Source organism: Paenibacillus aquistagni (assembly GCF_900177815.1).
Lineage (GTDB): Bacteria > Bacillota > Bacilli > Paenibacillales > Paenibacillaceae > Paenibacillus_B > Paenibacillus_B aquistagni.
Genome location: NZ_FXAZ01000003.1, coordinates 368,061 through 387,175 on the forward strand (window position 1 = coordinate 368,061; position 19,115 = coordinate 387,175).

Here is a 19,115-nt window from a genome sequence, read left to right on the forward strand (position 1 = left end):
TCGCCTGCCCCAGTACCTCTTACGTGATCAGCTTAAGAAAAACAGCTTTCCATCATTCAACCTTTAGCAGAAGAAGTGGATTGCAATTCATTGTTAAATGGGCGCTGCAGAGGAGCGCGACATGGCAGCAATCTCTTCTGCCGTTACCTCGCGGCCGAGTCGGCTGGATTGATAGATGCCCTCGCTGATCAGCATCGTATCTAGAGCGAGCTTTGCCGTAGGCATAAGTGGAACGATCCCTTGAAGCACAGCCGCCCAATGCTTCTCGGAGGATTCATATGCCCAAGCCTCTTCGTTCAACATCTTATAGCGGCTGTTGACCGCGTGCAGATCTATATCAGCATCCATATCCATGTCGCAGGACGTAAAGTGATAGGAGAGCGCGGCGCCATGCTTGGCCTGAGGAAGGCGTATGCCTCCTTCTGAGCCCAGAAGGCTTGAACCTTCAAAGGCATCCATATGGACGGCCCAAGCCTCTATGATATCCAGCGTAATGCCGCCAGACAGCTTGACGAGTCCTACGCCAAGCTCCTCTACATCGAATTGGCTGAGCTCGCGCCGATCAGGCAGCATAGCAAGCTCCTGATACGTCTCGCCGCTGATTCGAAGCGGGGCAGGCATGCCCATCAAATACAGGAGCTGCGAGATATGATAGACGCCCATATCGTATAATGCGCCGCCTGAGGCGACTGCCTTGCGGGTAAAGCTGGCTGTGCCGTAGCCGTCGACATAAGGCCGCCCGCGTCTGCGGTAGCCGGTAGAGCGCGCATGATAGATTCTGCCGAGCTTGCCGTCATCGATCAGCGCCTTCGCGGCGCGAGTCTCGCCAGTATAGAGCGTGCCAAGCTGGATATGCAGCATGCGGCCGGTCTCGCCGGCGGCCTCATACATGGCGAGCGCATCGTGATAGGAGCCAGCCATGGGCTTCTCGCAGTATACATGCTTGCCAGCTCTTAAGGCGGCAATCGTGACGGGTGCGTGATAGTTGTTATGCAGGCACACGTCGACTGCCACGATATCGTCACGCTGGAGCAGTTCGCGGAAGTCCGTATAGGTATCCTTGATGCCGAATTGCGAAGCGACACGGAGACCCTCATCTGCGCGGATATCACAGATGGCGGCGACCTCGATGCCTTCAATCTGTTGATACTGGGTCAGATGATGCTTGCCAATCTGACCTGCTCCAATGATAGCGATGCGAACGGGAGTCATTAGGAATCCTCCTGCAGGAGCGGTTCTGTGCTCATGAACGACTGCAGCTGCTCAAGTGCCGCACCGACGGCTTGAACCTGCTGCTCTGGAGCATTGTATTCCACAGCCCAATAATGGTCATAGCCTTTGCCTGCAATGGAGTGAAGGTGTGCCAGCGCCGTCTCCTGTTGAAGCGTCTTCCAATCGACATGGATATGCTTCGTCCACGGGAGAAGCAGATGATCGCTCTTGCGGAGCGCGGCTAGAATTTCTTCTGCTGGCAGTTTGGAGCGTGTGTAGGTGGGCTGAACAGCATGATGCCATCTGCCCAGGTGGAGCAGAACGCCATAGTTCGGGTGATTGACGCTCTGGGAGATGAGCTGCAGCGTCTCAGGAACGAGGGCAAAGCCAGTGTGATTCTCAGGGCCGACCCAATATCCGCCTGCTTGAGCTCTCGCTGCGTACTCGGTATATCGCGATACGACATAGTCGAATGCTTCATCAGAGATGTCCTCATCGCCGTGCATAACAGCATCGATGCGCACAGACTTGGCGCCAAGCATCTCGGCTGCATGAAGATACGAGAGTGCATTCTGGTGCAGAGCCTCTCTCACTTCAGGATCTGGATTCCACAAATGAGCGGTATCGACTGCGAGGTTCGCGACCGTCATGCCACGATCGTCAAGCGCTTCTTTCATTTGCATCACGATCTTCTCATCTGCGATTCTCCAGATGGGACGAGAGGTATCCGAGAAGAAGGCATTCCACAGATCTATGGTTGTAAGGCCATATTGGCTGTGAACGGTGTCAATGTAAGAGAAAATATCCATATGGCCAGCGACGCGAGAATTATTAAAGGAAAACCCACTAACGGAAACCTTCATATAGGAAATCCCCCCATGTTGAGATATATAGATGTACTCTATTGAAGCGTAACAGATTCATTGCTCAAAGTTAAAATGTTTAAAACGTTTATATGATATCGTTTACATGGGTAATTTTGGATTTCTCTTCCTCTAGCACCGCTTATCGGACAATTTCGTCAAATCTGTGTCGAGCCGCCATTGAAGCAATGACCAGACAAGCCCCTTCGTCATTGATCCCCTTAAAAGTGCATAAAGCAGCTTCCCAAATTTGACAAAAACACAAAAGAAAAGTCAATATACTTGAGGAATTGCAGCATTAAATGTAAACAATAGATATGGCTTATGTAAATAAAAAATGGATAATCGTTAAATAAATGCATTGATTTTATTGAGAAATCCACATATAATAAAAAAACAAACAGATGTAAGCGTATACATTGGTAAGTTAAGAAGACATCTTTATTCGTGTATATGTATATAAATGATTAGATAAAGTTTACATTTGTTTGGTCCTATAGATTCCTTTTTCAAGAAGGGATCGGGGTATCGTTGTAAAGCTACACCATTCAATTTCATAGGGGGTATCAGAAGATGAAGAAAGGAAAACGCACGTTACTGCTTACCTTGGTCATGATGTTAGTCTCTTCTATGATGTTAGCTGCTTGTGGCGGCAAGGATTCAGGCTCTGCTACAAGCAAGGATGAGAAGCCGGTTGAGTTGATTTGGTACACAATCGGGACGCCTCAGCGTGATTTGAATGAAGTACTGCAGAAAGTCAACGAATATACGAAGGAAAAAATTAATGCTACCATTAATATGAAGATGCTCGATTGGGGGGACTATGACCAGAAGATGCAGGTTATTTCTGCTTCTGGCGAGCCTTACGATATTGCATTTACGTCTTCCTGGGGATTCAACTATGTTACCAATGCGCAAAAGGGAGCATTCTACAAGCTTAATGATCTTCTAGATGAGCATGGACAGGATCTCAAGAATGTCATTCATCCATCCTTCCTTGAAGGTGCGAAGATCAACGGCGAATTGTATGCGATTCCAGTCAATAAGGAACTTCCCGCACAGCGTGTGTTCCGATTTAATGATACACTCGTGAAAAAGTACAACTTCGATATTTCCAAGGTTCATACGCTTGAGGACTTGGAGCCTATGCTGAAGACGGTTGCTGAGAAGGAGAATATTAAGCCAATCTCGGCAGCGATGGGTCTGCCTCAAATGTTCGACTATGTCATCGAAGGAGGTATTCCAATTGGAGTGCCGCTTGATTCCAAGGATCTGAAGCTTGAGCTTACGCTTGAGAATCCGAAGATCATGGAACAATATGAAACGATGCACAAGTACTACAAAGCAGGCTACCTGCCTTCTGATGTAGCCACATATACGGATGCGAACCAAAGCGAAGCGCTGAAGACGGGACGCTGGTTTGTCGATACGGCTCACTATCAGCCATTTGCTGAAACGAGCTGGTCGCAAGGCATTCCGGACAAGGTCGTGGTGCAGCCGGCAGAAGAGCCGTATGTATACAACTGGTCGGTTACTGGATCCATGATGGCGATCTCTGCTCAGTCGAAGTATCCGGAGAAGGCGATGGAATTCATCAACTTGCTGAATACGGACAAGTATCTTCGCAACCTGATCAACTTCGGTATCGAAGACAAGCATTACAAGCGGGTTGATGACAATACGATCGAGCCGCTGCCAGCACGCAAGGAATCCTATGATATGCCGCAATTTACGCTTGGCAACTTCTTTATTCTTGATCTTCTTCCAGAAGACCCTAAGGATAAGTGGGATCAGTTCGAAGCATTCAATAACTCTGCGAAGAACGCGCCATTGCTTGGATTCACGATGGATACAAGCAAGGTCCGGACCGAGATTGCAACTGTCTTGAACGTAAAGGATGAGTTCGAGAAGGCACTCACAACCGGTACGGTCGATCCGAAGGAATACCTGCCTAAAGCGATTGAGAAATACAAAGCAGCAGGTATTGAGAAGATCATGGAAGAAGCTCAGCGTCAAATTGATGAGTGGAAAAAATCAAAAGAATAACGAAAGGTCGGTTATGAATGAAAAAGCCTAACATTGTCTTTATCGTGACAGATCAGCAGCAAAGAGGAACTCTTTCCTGCTACGATGCAGACACGTTATGCCAAACGCCGAACCTGGATCAACTAGCTAACGAGGGCATTGTCTTTGACAATGCCTACGCTAGTTTTCCAGTTTGTACTCCAGCTCGAGCGTCTATGCAGACGGGGATGTATCCATTTAAGCATGGCATGCAGAACAACTCCTATTCACCAGGATGCCTGGTTAATGAATTGCCTCAGACGGATTATTTGCTCAGCCGCCAGTTGAAGCAAGCAGGTTATTCGGTTGGGCATACTGGAAAATGGCATTTAGGCCAAGGCGAAGTCGATCGTACCAAATTCGACCGCAACTTAAAGTATATTGAATTCCCTGAGCAGGCGATTCAGGCTCGTTCTATGCCGACAGACGTGGGTTATGAGGGAGATGATTTCCCAGGACATGGCGCGGGAGGCTGGAACTATCCGCAGTTCCGCGAGTATTTGAAGGAAAATAACTTAGAGCTCACGATCGAGAATAAGATCAGCGGACATTACTATGGCCACTTTGCTGCAGAGGTCACTTCATCCGTGGAGACGACGATCGAGCATTATTTAACCGATCGTGCGATTCATTATATGGATCAGTTCTTGAACCGTGAAGAGCCGTTTATGATGGCGGTACACTTCTGGGGGCCGCATGAGCCTTATATCGCTCCATCGGATACGCTTGACCTCTACCGGGATATGACGATTCCGCCATGGCCAAGCTTTGATGAGGATCAGACGGATAAGCCGAATATTCATAATGTGAAGCGAAGCAAAGCCAAAGATTGGGAGAGCTTTGAACCCTACGTGAAGCATTATTATGCCGTTATGACCCATATTGACCGTCAGGTTGGACGTCTAGTGGACTATTTGAAAGAGAAGGGCATCTATGAAGATACCGTCATTATGTTCTGTGCCGATCATGGAGAATCACTTGGTGTGCACGGAGGACTTTGTGACAAGGGCTTCTTTATGTATGATGAGACGTGCCGCATTCCGCTTATCGTGAAACCACAGCAAGGAGGCGGTGAAGGCGGACGCAAGGCGCAGGAGATGGTCGGCACTTGTGATCTATACGCCACTATGCTGGATTATGCTGGCATCAAGGAGCTGCATCCTGGCGTTGACGGCCGATCAATGGTTCCTATCGTGGAGGGCTTTACGCCTGAAGACTGGCCGGATGCAGTCGTTACGGAATTTACAGGCCTCGGCAGCTTGCTCTACACTCAACGCATGATTCGCATGGGCGATTATAAATATGTGTTCAACAGCGGGGATACAGACGAATTGTATCATCTTAAATCAGACCCTCATGAACTGAAAAATCTAGTATGCGATGAACAATATGGAGATGTGCTTCTTCATATGCGCAAGCGTCTTGAAGCATGGATGGAGGAGCATGAGGATCATCTGATAGTGGAATATCGCCATATGCGCTTGTAGGCGGCAAGACTCACGAATAGTCGAAAGAGAAGCTGGCTTAGTGTCGGAGGATCGATTGTCAGAATGTTGAATGTATAGTTGAAGATGAATCTCGCATTTCATAATGGCCACACAGCATCGAGGGAGATACTTCAGGAATGGTGTTAACGATAACTCTATATCATTCTTCGCAGACCATCTCCCTCCATAATGGATGGAGTGAATAATGATGACAGATGCGGCAAGTACAGCTCCGGGTAAGAAGCGTCCGAATATTGTATTCATTTATTGCGATGATCTAGGCTATGGCGATCTTGGCTGCTTTGGCTCTGATGTGATTCGCACCCCTCACCTGGATGCTTTGGCAGAGCAGGGGGTGCGCTTTTCCCAGTGGTATTCGAACTCACCTGTATGCTCGCCATCTCGAGCCTCGCTTCTAACCGGGCAGTATCCAAAAGAGACGGGCATCGACCAGATTGTTGGCGGAGAACGGCATACGCCAGGAATAAGCCAACATGTTCCGTTGATCTCTGAGATCTTGAAGCAGCAGTCGTATCGTACGGCGATCTTCGGGAAATGGCATTTGGGTGCAGCCCCTGAGTCTAGACCGAACGAACGCGGCTTCGATCAGTTCTGCGGCTTTTTAAGTGGATGCGTGGATTATTATTCTCATATTTTCTACCATGGCATGCCTGGGGTACAGAATACGCATGATCTGTGGGAGAATGAGAATGAGATTTGGGACAATGGTCAATATTTGACAGACATCATTACGGAGCGTTCTGTGGAATACATTCAGGAGCAGCGCGCGGCTAAGGAGCCGTTCTTCTTGTATGCTGCCTATAATGCTCCTCACTATCCTATGCATGCGCCTAAGGAAGACATGGACCGCTATTCGCATCTCCCTTGGGATCGACAAGTCATGGCGGCGATGATCTCTGCAGTAGACGATGGTGTGGGAGAAATTGTAGCGGCGTTAAAACGAGCAGACCAATGGGACAATACGCTTATCTTCTTCTCAAGCGATAATGGCCCATCCTCAGAGTCTAGAAACTGGCTTGATGGACGCCAAGATGAATACTATGGCGGAAGCGCAGGCCTGTTCCGTGGACACAAGGCCAGCCTGTTTGATGGCGGCATTCGTGAGCCGGCTATTCTCTATGTTCCATCGTCGCTGCGTGAAGGAGAAGCCTGGTGCGATACCGACAAGCAGGAGGCTCCGGCTAGCTGGATCAAGACCAGTCATCCAGGACGAATCAGCCATGAGGTGGCGATGATGGCGGATATGGTGCCGACGGTGCTTGACTATGCTGGCGTGGAGGCGGATGAGAATGCGTTTGCAGGTCGGAGCTTGAAATCCATGCTTGAGCATGGCGAGGCTTCTCCGCATGAACGATTATACTGGGAATATAATAAACAGCTAGCGGTCCGCTCAGGGGACTGGAAGCTCGTATTGAACGGCAAGCTGGATTTCTTCAAGGATCAGCCGGATGAAGTTCATCTGTCTAATCTGAAAGAAGATCCAGGCGAACGATTCAACCTTGCCGCTGATTACCCTGAGCTTGCAGCTGAACTGAGCGCAGATGTAAGGCGCTGGTATGCAGGGCTGTTGTCTTCATAATACAGGCATGGTTTCGCGTCCTCTCGACTTGTTAAGGGGGCGCTTTTTCTCCATGCTTGCAGTCGGTGTAATGGGTTGCCATTCGCTAGGAAGCTCGTTGTCAATATCTGCTTCTCACACAATGTTTAGATCTGTTGATAATGCTAGAGTAGGAATAGTCATATAATGAAGTTAATGATGTAGATTTGAACTTATGAACAACATGTAACTTCCTATTAGGATGACGTCTGTTATAATCGTGTTGATATGAAGAGGAGGAATGAATCGTGATGAGCCATAAGGATGGGAACAATCCAGTATCCTCCGCTGAAGACGAAGCACCGCATTCCTCGAAGATCCACCGCATGCTGGCTGTGATAAAAGAGAAATGCATGAAGCATCGTAAAGGGATTATTACTGCAGTTGCCCTAGTGGGCATATTAGGCGCAGGGTTCCAAGGCTACGCAGCCTGGTCTTTGCGGGATGATCGTTTGCCTGAGGGCTATCAGGTAATAGGAATTCAAGCAGGAGGCCTAACTCCGGCAGAAGTGAAGCAGCGTCTTGAAGAGCAGCTAGGCCATTGGAATGAGATCGCAGTTATGTTTGAGCCAGACCGCTCTGATGCTGCGCTGAATAAATTGTTGAGCCGAACGTTTACCTTGCAGGAATTAGGCTTTGAGATCAATCAGGAGGAAGTGTTCCAACCGATCAAGGAATGGGAAGAAGGCGGATTCTGGACGAGGCTTGCTCTGAAGCGAGAGCTTAAAGGGGTGCATCAAGAGGCAGAGGCTGTGCTGAACGAGGATAAGCTTGTGAAGACAATGGAGCAAGCCTATGGTGCGCTAATTGATCGCAAGCCCCAGGATGCTAGAGCCGATTATCAGAAGCCGCTCGCCCCTGTGTATATGGAAGAGCAGACGGGCATTGAGCTTGACGAGCATAGTCTTAAGCAGATGCTGGCGAAAAAGGTTGCTTCTGAACTGAAGAAGGGCGATCAGCATGATCGATTGCTCATGCTTCGATTGCCGCTGATCACGATGCCTCCAAGCACAACCGTGAAGATGCTGGAGGATCGTAAGCCCGATTCGCTGCTTGCGCGAAGCATCTATGATGTCAGCCATTTGGAGAAGAAGGAACTTAAAGCCGTTGAAGCCAGTGCTTCTGCCCTCAATGGCAAGGTGCTAGTGCCAGGAGAAGATATGGAGGAGCGTGCGCTTGCTTTGCATGTAGAAGAGAAGCTGCAGCTTCAGGATTCAGAAGGCGTCTACCAAGCAGCAGCTGTATTGTATCAGGCCGCTCTAATGGGTGGGCTGGCTGTGACGGAACAGTCGCCAAGCTCCGCATCAGTATCGCAGATCGCTTCCAATGTATCGGATGCCAATGCGTCCTCTCTGCGACCGCAGATCATCATTCGCAACAATACAAAGGGTGACGTAGTGTGGCGAAGCGAGCTGCGGGATGGACAGCTTATTGTAGATCTTTATGGCAAGAAGGAGCCGGGCGTGACCTATGAGATTGAGACGATCCATGAGCAGAAGGCACCAGAAGACGCCGATGCGTTGCACCTTAAGCGCTTGTCGCTTGCAAAGCCAGAAGCTGCTGCCGAGCAGGAAGTGTCTGCTTCTTCATTACCGAAGGAAATCTACCGTATTAAGCGTATTGACGGGATGATCGTTCAGCGAGAGCGCATCTCGGTGTCCATGACGAGGCATCTAAGTTCGACCTATAGCTATTAATGAGCGGCGATTCGCCGCTTTTTGTGAATGCGAAAAGTAAACGCTGCACACAAAAGGACTGTCTCAAGTTCAGGGGGTATCCTGCATTTGCGACAGTCCTTTGTGTTGTTTCAAACAAGCTGGTGGAGGGTAATAATGGTGAATCAAGTTATTTCGAACAGAACATCATATGAAGGTATTATCCATTCACGCGCTTTGCGCCAACGTACGTTTTCTTGGACCAGTCAGAGCTGAGACTGGATTCGATGACGCTATAGGCTTTCCCAGATGAAGCGTGAATGTATTTGTTGTTCCCTGTATAAATGCCGACGTGCGTAATGCGGCTGCCGCTTGCGGAGAAGAAGACGAGGTCTCCTTTTTCCGGAGCTTTAACGGAAGTAGTAAGCGATTTGTACATGTCATGAGCGGTGCGCGGCAAGCCGACCCCATTTTTTTGAAATACGTAGCCGACGAATCCAGAGCAATCAAAGCCCTTAGGAGACATGCCGCCCCAGACATATGGAACACCTAGATAACTGTAAGCTGAATTCAAGACCTTAGAGGAGAAGCTGCTTGAACTGCTCACCGATACCTGAGCTTTGCCATCCATGCGTGTTATGGCAGGCAGTGTATTCAGTAGAGCAGAATCCCAAGTGTATTCCAAACCGTACTGGTCAATCAGGAATCGGAAGGGAATATAGGTGCTGCCGTTGTAGTTCCACGGCTTATCATTCATTGCAACGGCTTGTCCATTGACTGCTGCCTGCTTCGAGCCTGTTGTAAGCGTAAGGCTCGTTTCTTCATTAGACATCGTAATTTGAATGTCGCCTGCTGTGGTTTTTTTCCACTGCAGATCATAGTTCATCACTTCGGAAAACTCGCGAATCGGCATATACATCGTATTGCCGCTTTCAAGGATAGGGAGTGTATGATCAAAGGTTACTTGTTGTTCGTTAATGGTCATGGTAACAGATTTATCTTGAGATGAGGCGTACACGGTCGATCCGTATGTACTATCCATCCATAACATGCTTCCAAATAATGCGCCTGCTAAAAGTGTAACGCGTAATGCCGCTTTCAAATGAGTTCCTCCTTTGCTGTCTCGCGGATTGTGAAGATGACAAATCCGTCATCTTTTACGACAATAGCAATGCTATCATAATGCTTAAAGCCAGCCAATAGGCTGTATGAATCAATTATTACAACTTTGTCATAAACTAATTTTCTTACAAAATTGTAACTTTGTCAAAGGGTAAAGGGAATGAAATAGAAGAGGATAAGGCTCCTATTTCCTATCGTTTACAATTGTTTAAAGGTTCTATCGAAGAGCAAATCCAGTGCTGACAAGCGTTTGCTTTATATTGCAGTAGTTCAAAATTAGGATATTAATTCCATGCTAAAAAACGTGAACATGACATGCTGTTTGCTGTTTACCTCATGATTAGCAGATGAATCGTTTATTTTCAATAAAAAGTAGACGCAGAGAACTAGGACTTTAGCCAATACCATGTTTGCCTGAATCAAATATCATGTCGTCGCGGATCTTTAAGCCGTGAGGTTTCTTGCAGCACCAGGTGGGATAGGGTTTTTGGAGGATCCTGTATCACGATGGTGTTATTTGGTGTGCGGTGATATTCGGCCTCGATAGAATGGGAATGATTTGGAGATGGTAACAAAGAGTCGTGTCAACGTGTTGAACAAGCTGTACGTTAGGGCAGAATTACAGGTACAATGAGTTTACACAATCGTGTCAGCTTTTCACTAAAAGGGGACAAAGGCATGTTCAGTCGGATTTATCAGAAGCATTTTAAACGTAAAGTCTTTAATAAGCTCATTTTAATTTATACGGTCATCACCATCGCTTCACTCGTGACGCTCGCGGTGTTTGCCTACCAATCCGTAGCAAGGGACGAGATTAACAATTCTGTCTTGGACCAGCAGAGACATGTGGATCAGATGAATCGCTTCTTGAATCAAAAGGTAGAGAATGCACAGGTTCTGCTGCAGCAGCTGTATCAAGACAATACGCTCATTGGGGATGCGGTGTACTTTTTAGAAAACGGATACGAGTCTTATATCCGCTACCGTCTTGACCAGTTCAGCGGCAGCATGAGCACGTATCAGCGGGATTTTGATTCCTTTTATACAAACGCATTTTATCGAGATTCGGATATCAAAAATATCATTTTGTTCAGCAATCCGTTGACCTTTGCCTACATGTATACGGACAACGGTCGGAACAACAAACTGTACGATTGGGAAAATGGACACGCATCAGAAGCTTTTCTGCGTGATCGTTATCGCGATGGCGTAGTGAAGCTGCCCAGTGAAGCGAATGGCACTGATCAGCACGCAATTGGACTTGGCGATCCTGAGCAGCGCTACAGCTATGGCAATCAGCTCGTGACGGTTACGAACCGAATCTACAATTCGACGACTTTAACCACTGTGGGGACCATTAGTGTTGACTTTAGCACAGCAGGACTCGGGAGTCTGGTTGAAGATAATTCACGCGGTGCGAGATATGCGGTTCTAAATGATGAAGGCAAGTTCGTCTATCATACTTCCAACTGGAAGCTGGACAGCTTTAATAAGCAGGCAAAGGATATTCTTCATCTGCATCAGAATCAGCCAGAGCGAATAAAGCTTGAGCAAGATGGATGGACGTATGTCACCGTGTCCAAGATCAACAAGCTGGGCCTTACGGTCATTGCGATGCTCCCACAGAAGGGAGCGACCGCACATTTGACCACGCTTCGCAATACGATCGGCATCGTATCCCTCGTCTGCACCGTTGGCGTGCTGCTCCTGACGATACTCGCCATGTCGCGCTTGTCCAAGCGCACGCAAAGCATCGTACATGCCATGAAGCAGGTCCAGGAAGGGAATTTGGACAATCCGATTATGGTCAAGGAGGACAGCGAAGATGAGCTGGGCCTTATTGCAAAGCAATTCAATCGCATGTGCGAGGATCTGAATTTGTACATTAATCGAGTATACAAGTCTGAACTGAAGCAAAAACAAGCTGAGCTAGTCGCCTTGCAGGCGCAGATTAAGCCGCATTTCCTGTACAACACGCTGGAAGTCATTCGCATGAGAGCAGTCGCGAAGGGGGCGCATGACGTCGGCGAGATGATATACAACTTGGCCTTGCTATTCCGCCATATGATCAAGGATAAGGCCATGATCAGCTTGAATGAGGAGATAGAGAACTGCAAGCGATATTTGGAGCTGACCCGATTAAGATACCGAGACAAGCTTCAGTATACGATTCAAGTCGAGGAGGGGCTCTTGGGCTATCCGATCATGAAGCTGTCCATTCAGCCCATCATCGAGAACTATTTGATTCACGGCTTAGGGCTTGATCGAGCAGACAATCATATTGCCATAGAAGCCGCAAAGACGAAGGATGCCCTTGTCATCACTGTCACCGATAACGGCCAAGGAATAGAGCCGCAGCGATTGGCGGCACTTCAACAAGAGCTGCTTGAATCCGATCTAAAAGATGAGGGCTCGCTTGGCCTCAAGAATGTGCTCAATCGATTGAAGATTCTGTATGGAGAAGAAGCACAGCTGACTATTAATAGTACGGTTGATGTCGGAACAACTGTAACGTTGACATTCCCCTTAATATAAGGAGACCAGAGGCTTTGGAGGACATATATGTATAATGTATTTCTAGTGGACGATGAGCCGTTTATTATAGAAGGTTTGGAAGCCATATTGGAATGGAATGATTATGGGCTTCAGATTGTTGGCCATGCCAATAATGGTGAAGAGGCATGGAATTACTTGAAGGATCATCCTTGTGATATCGTCGTATCCGATATTATGATGCCGAAGATGACGGGCCTGCAATTGATTGAGAAGCTGAAGGATGCTCACCCGCATATGCGCTACATTATATTGAGCGGATACAATGAGTTCAGCTATGTGCGAGAAGGCATTAAGCTGGGTGTGGAGAATTATCTGCTGAAGCCGATCAATCTAGAGGAATTCAAGACGACGCTGGAGACGACGGTGCAAAAGCTCGATCAGACCAAAGCCCGACAGCAAGCAGAGCTTCATAATCGGGATATCCTAAGAGATAATATCTTGTATCGTTGGGTACGTGATCAGATCCATACGGAGGAGCTGCTTCAGCGTGCAGATCTCCTAGGCATTGACTTTGTACATCCTTATTACCTTACGGCTCTGATCCGACTTGAGAGACACGGCAAGCTTGCGCAGGATGATCAGATGAATGTATTGGATGAGCTTAATTGGTCATGGCTTGATGCATTCGAAGAGGCTTATTGCGTGAGAGAATGGGATGGTGAGGTTGCGCTCGTGTTCGGCTTAAGCGCAGCAGAGGAGAAGGAGCAGGTTGTAAGCCGTCTAAGCCAGTGGAAGCTGGAGGAAGAAAGCAAGCTCGGCGAGCAATTGCAAATCACAATCGGCAGTACAGAGCCGGGATATCTCAATGCCTCGAAGAGCTACATGCATGCGAAGCAGGTTCAACCCTACCATCTGGTATCAATGGATGAGCCATGGATTGATTATGAGGAAATCAATCAATACCATTCTTCAAGACCCGCCTCGGTTAGGCCAGAGGTAGAGCCTTATTTGAAGCTGCTGGTGGATAGAAGCAAGGATGGAATCTCAGAGCGCTTAAGCGAGGATCTGGAGCGATTAAGGGAAACTGAGGGTGCAGAGCCGCAGGATGTGCGCAACTTTATCGTAGAGCTGTTGATCCACTGGAGCGAGTTCATGAAGGACGAGGAGATTAAGCAAGTTGAGGATCAGAATTGGTTTGATGCAGTCTACCGTGTTCATTCTATAGAAATGCTAAAAGAGCATGTGCTGCGAATTGCTGCTGATATCATTGATCATTACGATGAACCAGAGCAGCGTTCGCCTGTAGTAAAGCAGGTGCTGACCCACATCGAGCAGAACTATCGCGAGGAGATGTCTTTGAAGACGCTGGCACAGGTGTTTCATATGAGCCCCGTATACTTGGGGCAGCTGTTCCAGAAGGAAGTACAGAGCACCTTCTCTGATTACCTCAACAAGACGAGAATTCGCGCAGCGAAGCAGCTGCTGGTGGAAACGCCCTATCGAATGAATGAAATTTCTGAGCAGATCGGCTATTGGGACAAAAGCTATTTTTATAAACAGTTCAAGAAATATGTTGGCATCTCGCCGAAGGAATATCGGGAGCTGCACCAGAAGCAGCTATCAGAAGGTTAATATTGTAAAAGGATAAAGTGGTTTACATGGGGGACATTAAGAAAGACAGTCTCCATGTAAACCCTTTCTTTATTTTGTACACCAAATCTAAAGTTTGTTGACTATTGAAAGCGTATCATATCAGGTAATCTTAAATTAAACCTAATGCACGGGAGGAAAAAACGGATGAAACCCATCAAAAATTTCATTCACCATTTGAATCTAAATAAAGTCTTTTTGCTGATGGTGCTTCCAGGGGCTTTATGGTTCTTATTCTTCTCCTACATTCCAATGTTCGGTGCCGTAATCGCTTTCAAGGACTATCGAATTGGGCGTGACGGCTTCTTGGCAAGTCTCATGCAAAGTGAATGGGTAGGATTTAAGAACTTTGAGTATTTATTCAGCACAAATGACGCTTACATCATTACCAGAAACACGATTCTCTACAACGTAGTGTTTATCATTCTAGGGCTCGTGTGTGCGGTAGCGATGGCGATTATCCTTAGCGAGATCGTGAACAAGCGCTTGGCAAAAGTGTATCAGACAGGGATGTTCCTGCCGCACTTCTTGTCTTGGGTTATTGTCGGTTACTTCACATTCAGCTTCTTGAGCGTTGACAAAGGGGTATTGAATCAATTCCTCGTATGGATCGGACAGGATCCAGTAAGCTGGTACTCGGAGTCGAAGTATTGGCCTTACATCTTGGTGTTCTTGAACCTTTGGAAAGGGATCGGATATTCCAGTGTCGTATACTTGGCGGCGATCGTCGGTATCGACAAGACTTACTATGAGGCGGCTATGATTGACGGAGCGAACAAGTGGCAGCAGATTCGCCACATTACGATTCCATCTATCTCTACACTGATGACGATTCTTACGTTGCTTGCCGTTGGACGTATCTTCTATGCAGACTTTGGTTTGTTCTATCAGATTCCACGCGACTCTGGTCCGCTGTACAGCGTGACGAACGTTATCGATACGTACGTGTATCGTGGACTTAAGGTCACAGGTGACATTTCGATGAGTACAGCAGCCGGCTTGTACCAGTCTTTTGTAGGCTTCATTCTCGTTATGACATCGAACTGGATCGTCCGCAAGTTCAACAAAGAGAATGCATTGTTCTAAGTTAGGGGGAATCTACCTTGCGTAAGAAAAAATATCGCGACGCTCATCACGTCTCGCCAGCGATAAATGTACTGTTTAACATCATCGCCGGTGTGTTTGCTTTCATCTGTGTGTACCCATTCTTGTTTGTTATCGTCATCTCCTTAACGAGTGAGGAGTCCTTGACGAAGAACGGTTACTCCATATTCCCGGAAAAATGGAGCTTCGCCGCTTATGAATACATCTTTAAAGCAGGCGACCAGCTTCTTCACTCCTACGGTGTGACCATCTTGATTACCGTGCTTGGTACACTTGTTAGTTTGCTTGTTATCTCGCTGTACGCTTATGCGATTTCTCGCAAAAACTTCAGCTACAGAGGGTTCTTCTCCTTCATTGCATTCTTTACGATGCTATTCAATGGAGGATTGGTTCCAACGTATCTCGTTGTTACCCAAATGCTTCACTTGAAAGACACGCTGTGGGCACTGATCCTGCCGCTTGTGATGAACGCGTTCTACATCTTGATTCTTAGAACGTTCTATTCCACAACGGTGCCAGATGCCATCATCGAGTCGGCGAAGATCGACGGTGCAGGCGAGCTTAGAGCTTTCTTTACCATCGTGGTACCGATCTCGCTTCCGGGTATTGCTACAATCGGGTTGTTCGCAACACTGGGCTATTGGAACGACTGGTTCAACGCCCTGTTGTATATCGATAATCCGAGTCTTGTACCATTGCAATCCATGCTGATGCGAATTGAAAACAGCATGCAGTTCTTGCTCACCAATGCTCAGCTGAGCTCTTCCGGTCAATCGCTGGAATTGCTTCGCACGCTGCCTCAAGAGGCAACTCGCATGGCACTCGTTGTATTGGCAACTGTACCTATTGCTTGTGCTTATCCTTTCTTCCAGCGCTACTTCGTTCAGGGTCTTACGATTGGCGCGGTGAAAGAATAAAGATAAAAAACTTCAATGAAAAGATCATTAAGGAGATGTAATAAAATGGCTAAAACAAAGAAAATGCTACTTATGTCCATCAGCCTTGTCATGATGGCATCTCTCTTCCTGGCTGGCTGCGGAAGCAAAAACGAAGCCTCCCAAGAAGGCACTCCTGAAAAGCCTGTAGAACTGATCTGGCAAACGATCGGTACTCCACAAAAAGACGTGGATAAAGTGATGGCCAAAGTAAGTGAATATACAAAAGAAAAAATCGGCGTTACCGTAAAAATGAAAATGTATGACTGGGGCGATTACAACCAAAAGATGCAAGTTGTATCTGCTTCTGGTGAGCCTTACGATATCGCATTCACATCTTCATGGGCATTTGATTATGTGAATAACGCAAGAAAAGGCGCATTCTACGATTTGACAGAACTGCTTGATCAGCATGGTCAAGGCATCAAAGATACCGTTCACCCTTCCTTCTTGGAAGGCGCAAAAATTGATGGAAAACTGTATGCAATTCCGGTTAACAAAGAGTTGCCTGCTCAAAAAGTATTCCGTTATAATAAGGACTTGGTTGACAAATACAATCTTGACATCGACAGTGTGAAAACGCTTGAGGACCTTGAGCCATTGCTCGCAGCAGTGAAGAAGGGCGAACCTAACCTTTACCCGCTGTCCGCAGGTAAAGACTTCCGCTTCACGCTTCCACTTGACCTTGTCAACGAGAACATGCCGCTTGGCGTTCGTCTCGACGACAATGGCGACTTGAAAATCGTGAACTTGCTTGAGCAACCTGAAGTATTGAAGAACTTTGAAACGATGCATAAATTCTATAAAGCTGGCTATGTGAAACAAGACGCAGCGACTGCTACATCCGGTGACGAAATGAAAACTGGCGCATGGTTGACTGACCTTGCTCATACACAGCCATTCGCAGATGCGCTTTGGTCTGAGAGCAACGGATACCCTGTTGTATCCCGTCCAGCAGAAGATCCATACGTTTACAACTGGTCTGTAACAGGTTCTATGATGGCGATCTCTGCTAACTCCAAGTACCCTGAAAAGGCAATGGAATTCTTGAACCTGCTTAACACAGACAAGTATCTTCGTAACTTGGTGAACAACGGTATTGAAGGCGATCATTACAAACGTCTTGGCGAAGATCGCATCGAGTACTTGCCAGCGAAGCAAGAGAACTACGACATGCCAAGCTTTACTCTTGGTAACTTCTTCATCTTGGACAAACTTCCAAGCGACCCAGACAACAAATGGGAAGAGTTCCAAAAGTTCAATGATTCTGCTAAAAATGCACCGCTTCTTGGCTTCAACTTCAACGGTGACAAAGTTAAGACCGAAATGGCTTCGATTCAAAACGTGCGTGAAGAGTTCTACCCATCCCTGTTCACAGGTACTGTAGACCCTGCCGTTTATGTACCGAAGGCGCTTGAGAAGTTCAAGCAAGCTGGACTTGACAAGGTTCAGGCTGAGATGCAGGCTCAGATCGATGAGTGGAAAGCATCCAAGAAATAAAAGCGTAATATAAGCAGTCGGTTGATAATCAGGTGAAGCAGACAGACTTGCTTCACCTGATCGTATTTTCAGCTATAATGAGATAGGAGACAGAGACTAAGGAGGAGAAGCCATAATGGAACAATTACCTCAGAGTGTACTTCGTGTGATGGAAGAAGCGAAGACAAAGCTTGCAGATCATCCGAAGCTGATGAATCTGTTTACAAACTGCTTCCCTAATACACTCAAGACGACGACCAAGCTTCACGATGACGGCACATCCTACGTATTTACAGGGGACATTCCAGCCATGTGGCTGCGTGATTCCTGTGCTCAGGTTCGCCAGTACTTGCCGCTTGCTAAAGACGATTCAGACGTGCAGCGCATCATTGCAGGACTTGTTCGCAAGCAATTAAAGTATATTCAAATCGATCCTTATGCGAACGCATTCAATGAAGCTCCTGTTCGTTTGGAAGAGATCCATCACCGCGATATTACCGAGCTTAATGGCTGGGTATGGGAACGCAAATATGAGATTGATTCCTTATGCTATCCGATCCAACTCAGCTATCTGTATTGGAAGACATCAGGGGATGACTCCTTGTTTGACGGTGAATTCAAGACAGTAGCAACGATCATCATGAATCTGTGGACAACAGAGCAGCGTCATATGGAGCAATCTCCTTACCGCTTCCAGCGCCAGGATTGCCGCAAGACGGACACGCTCAAGAATAACGGCATGGGCATGCCTGTAAACTATACAGGAATGACATGGTCTGCATTCCGTCCAAGTGATGATGCCTGTACCTTCGGCTACTTGGTTCCATCCAATATGTTTGCTGTTGTTGTTCTTCGCTACTTGGAAGAGATCGCAACAGAGGTATATGAAGATGCAATCTTCGCCGAGAAGGTTCGCCGCCTAAAAGATGAGATCGATGAAGGCATTCAAACGTATGGAGTAGTGAATCATCCGAAATACGGCAAGATGTACGCTTATGAGACAGACGGCTTTGGCAACTATAATCTGATGGACGATGCGAATGTGCCTAGCTTGTTAGCGATCCCATATTTGGGCTATACAACAGCTGATGATCCTATCTATCAGAATACGCGCCGCTTCATTCTAAGCGAGGAGAATCCGTATTATTATGTAGGGGAGGCCGCTCAAGGCATTGGCAGCCCGCATACGCCGCATCGTTATATTTGGCATATTGCGCTGTCCATGCAAGGGCTGACAGCTTCTACGAAGGAAGAACGTGAGCAAGTGCTGAACCTGCTCGTATCGACAGATGCGGACACGGGTTATATGCATGAAGGCTTCGATGCTGACGACCCACACCATTTCACACGTGAATGGTTTGCATGGTCGAACAGCTTATTCTCAGAGCTTGTATATCGTGAATATTGGCTAGCGGAAGGAGAGAAGTAAC

The 19,115-nt window shown here is 47.2% G+C and carries 13 protein-coding genes; 10 read left to right on the top strand and 3 right to left on the bottom strand.

Annotated elements, in window-relative coordinates; translation table 11 throughout:
* Positions 1-93: 93 nt before the first annotated feature.
* Positions 94-1,212 (bottom strand): Gfo/Idh/MocA family protein, encoded by a 1,119-nt coding sequence (locus B9Y93_RS13095; protein WP_085494858.1) that lies wholly within the window; start codon positions 1,210-1,212, stop codon positions 94-96.
* A complete protein-coding gene (locus B9Y93_RS13100; RefSeq protein ID WP_085494859.1) occupies positions 1,212-2,075 on the bottom strand; it encodes a sugar phosphate isomerase/epimerase family protein in 864 nt (287 codons plus the stop codon). The genes B9Y93_RS13095 and B9Y93_RS13100 overlap by 1 nt, the downstream gene beginning before the upstream one ends.
* A gap of 573 nt (positions 2,076-2,648) precedes the next feature.
* On the opposite strand from B9Y93_RS13100, the gene B9Y93_RS13105 reads away from it, so the two are divergent.
* The 4 genes from B9Y93_RS13105 (at position 2,649) to B9Y93_RS13120 (ending at position 8,941) form a co-directional block, all read left to right on the top strand.
* Positions 2,649-4,121 (top strand): ABC transporter substrate-binding protein, encoded by a 1,473-nt coding sequence (locus tag B9Y93_RS13105; protein ID WP_085494860.1) that lies wholly within the window; start codon positions 2,649-2,651, stop codon positions 4,119-4,121.
* A gap of 17 nt (positions 4,122-4,138) precedes the next feature.
* Positions 4,139-5,626, top strand: coding sequence for a sulfatase family protein (locus B9Y93_RS13110; protein WP_085494861.1), 1,488 nt, complete (start codon positions 4,139-4,141; stop codon positions 5,624-5,626).
* A 205-nt stretch (positions 5,627-5,831) separates the two neighbouring features.
* On the top strand, positions 5,832-7,226 hold the full coding sequence (locus B9Y93_RS13115) for a sulfatase family protein (protein ID WP_244903397.1): 1,395 nt from the start codon (positions 5,832-5,834) through the stop codon (positions 7,224-7,226).
* Between the two features lie 269 nt (positions 7,227-7,495).
* Positions 7,496-8,941 (top strand): VanW family protein, encoded by a 1,446-nt coding sequence (locus B9Y93_RS13120; RefSeq protein ID WP_085494863.1) that lies wholly within the window; start codon positions 7,496-7,498, stop codon positions 8,939-8,941.
* Positions 8,942-9,119: 178 nt separating this feature from the next.
* Here the strand turns inward: B9Y93_RS13120 and B9Y93_RS13125 are convergent, their stop codons facing one another.
* Entirely contained in the window at positions 9,120-10,001 is an 882-nt protein-coding gene (locus tag B9Y93_RS13125) for an NlpC/P60 family protein (protein WP_085494864.1), read from the bottom strand.
* Positions 10,002-10,699: 698 nt separating this feature from the next.
* Between B9Y93_RS13125 and B9Y93_RS13130 the strand changes: the two genes are divergently transcribed.
* The 6 genes from B9Y93_RS13130 to B9Y93_RS13155 all read left to right on the top strand — a co-directional run bounded on the left by B9Y93_RS13130 (position 10,700) and on the right by B9Y93_RS13155 (position 19,114).
* Positions 10,700-12,556, top strand: a complete 1,857-nt coding sequence (locus tag B9Y93_RS13130; RefSeq protein ID WP_085494865.1) for a sensor histidine kinase — start codon at positions 10,700-10,702, stop codon at positions 12,554-12,556.
* A 27-nt stretch (positions 12,557-12,583) separates the two neighbouring features.
* Positions 12,584-14,149 carry a response regulator transcription factor gene (locus B9Y93_RS13135; protein ID WP_085494866.1) on the top strand — a complete coding sequence of 522 codons (1,566 nt, stop codon included), beginning with the start codon at positions 12,584-12,586 and terminating at the stop codon, positions 14,147-14,149.
* A 165-nt stretch (positions 14,150-14,314) separates the two neighbouring features.
* Positions 14,315-15,253 (top strand): ABC transporter permease, encoded by a 939-nt coding sequence (locus B9Y93_RS13140; protein WP_085494867.1) that lies wholly within the window; start codon positions 14,315-14,317, stop codon positions 15,251-15,253.
* A gap of 17 nt (positions 15,254-15,270) precedes the next feature.
* On the top strand, positions 15,271-16,188 hold the full coding sequence (locus B9Y93_RS13145) for a carbohydrate ABC transporter permease (RefSeq protein WP_085494868.1): 918 nt from the start codon (positions 15,271-15,273) through the stop codon (positions 16,186-16,188).
* Positions 16,189-16,233: 45 nt separating this feature from the next.
* On the top strand, positions 16,234-17,706 hold the full coding sequence (locus tag B9Y93_RS13150; protein ID WP_085494869.1) for an ABC transporter substrate-binding protein: 1,473 nt from the start codon (positions 16,234-16,236) through the stop codon (positions 17,704-17,706).
* A 115-nt stretch (positions 17,707-17,821) separates the two neighbouring features.
* On the top strand, positions 17,822-19,114 hold the full coding sequence (locus tag B9Y93_RS13155; RefSeq protein ID WP_085494870.1) for a glycoside hydrolase family 125 protein: 1,293 nt from the start codon (positions 17,822-17,824) through the stop codon (positions 19,112-19,114).
* Position 19,115: the final 1 nt, after the last annotated feature.

Excerpts from the sequence above, each read along its gene's own strand:
- B9Y93_RS13095 (WP_085494858.1), bottom strand. The coding sequence starts at position 1,212 with ATGACTCCCGTTCGCATCGCTATCATTGGAGCAGGTCAGATTGGCAAG.
- B9Y93_RS13100 (WP_085494859.1), bottom strand. The coding sequence starts at position 2,075 with ATGAAGGTTTCCGTTAGTGGGTTTTCCTTTAATAATTCTCGCGTCGCT.
- B9Y93_RS13105 (WP_085494860.1), top strand. The coding sequence starts at position 2,649 with ATGAAGAAAGGAAAACGCACGTTACTGCTTACCTTGGTCATGATGTTA.
- B9Y93_RS13110 (WP_085494861.1), top strand. The coding sequence starts at position 4,139 with ATGAAAAAGCCTAACATTGTCTTTATCGTGACAGATCAGCAGCAAAGA.
- B9Y93_RS13115 (WP_244903397.1), top strand. The coding sequence starts at position 5,832 with ATGATGACAGATGCGGCAAGTACAGCTCCGGGTAAGAAGCGTCCGAAT.
- B9Y93_RS13120 (WP_085494863.1), top strand. The coding sequence starts at position 7,496 with ATGAGCCATAAGGATGGGAACAATCCAGTATCCTCCGCTGAAGACGAA.
- B9Y93_RS13130 (WP_085494865.1), top strand. The coding sequence starts at position 10,700 with ATGTTCAGTCGGATTTATCAGAAGCATTTTAAACGTAAAGTCTTTAAT.
- B9Y93_RS13135 (WP_085494866.1), top strand. The coding sequence starts at position 12,584 with ATGTATAATGTATTTCTAGTGGACGATGAGCCGTTTATTATAGAAGGT.
- B9Y93_RS13140 (WP_085494867.1), top strand. The coding sequence starts at position 14,315 with ATGAAACCCATCAAAAATTTCATTCACCATTTGAATCTAAATAAAGTC.
- B9Y93_RS13150 (WP_085494869.1), top strand. The coding sequence starts at position 16,234 with ATGGCTAAAACAAAGAAAATGCTACTTATGTCCATCAGCCTTGTCATG.
- B9Y93_RS13155 (WP_085494870.1), top strand. The coding sequence starts at position 17,822 with ATGGAACAATTACCTCAGAGTGTACTTCGTGTGATGGAAGAAGCGAAG.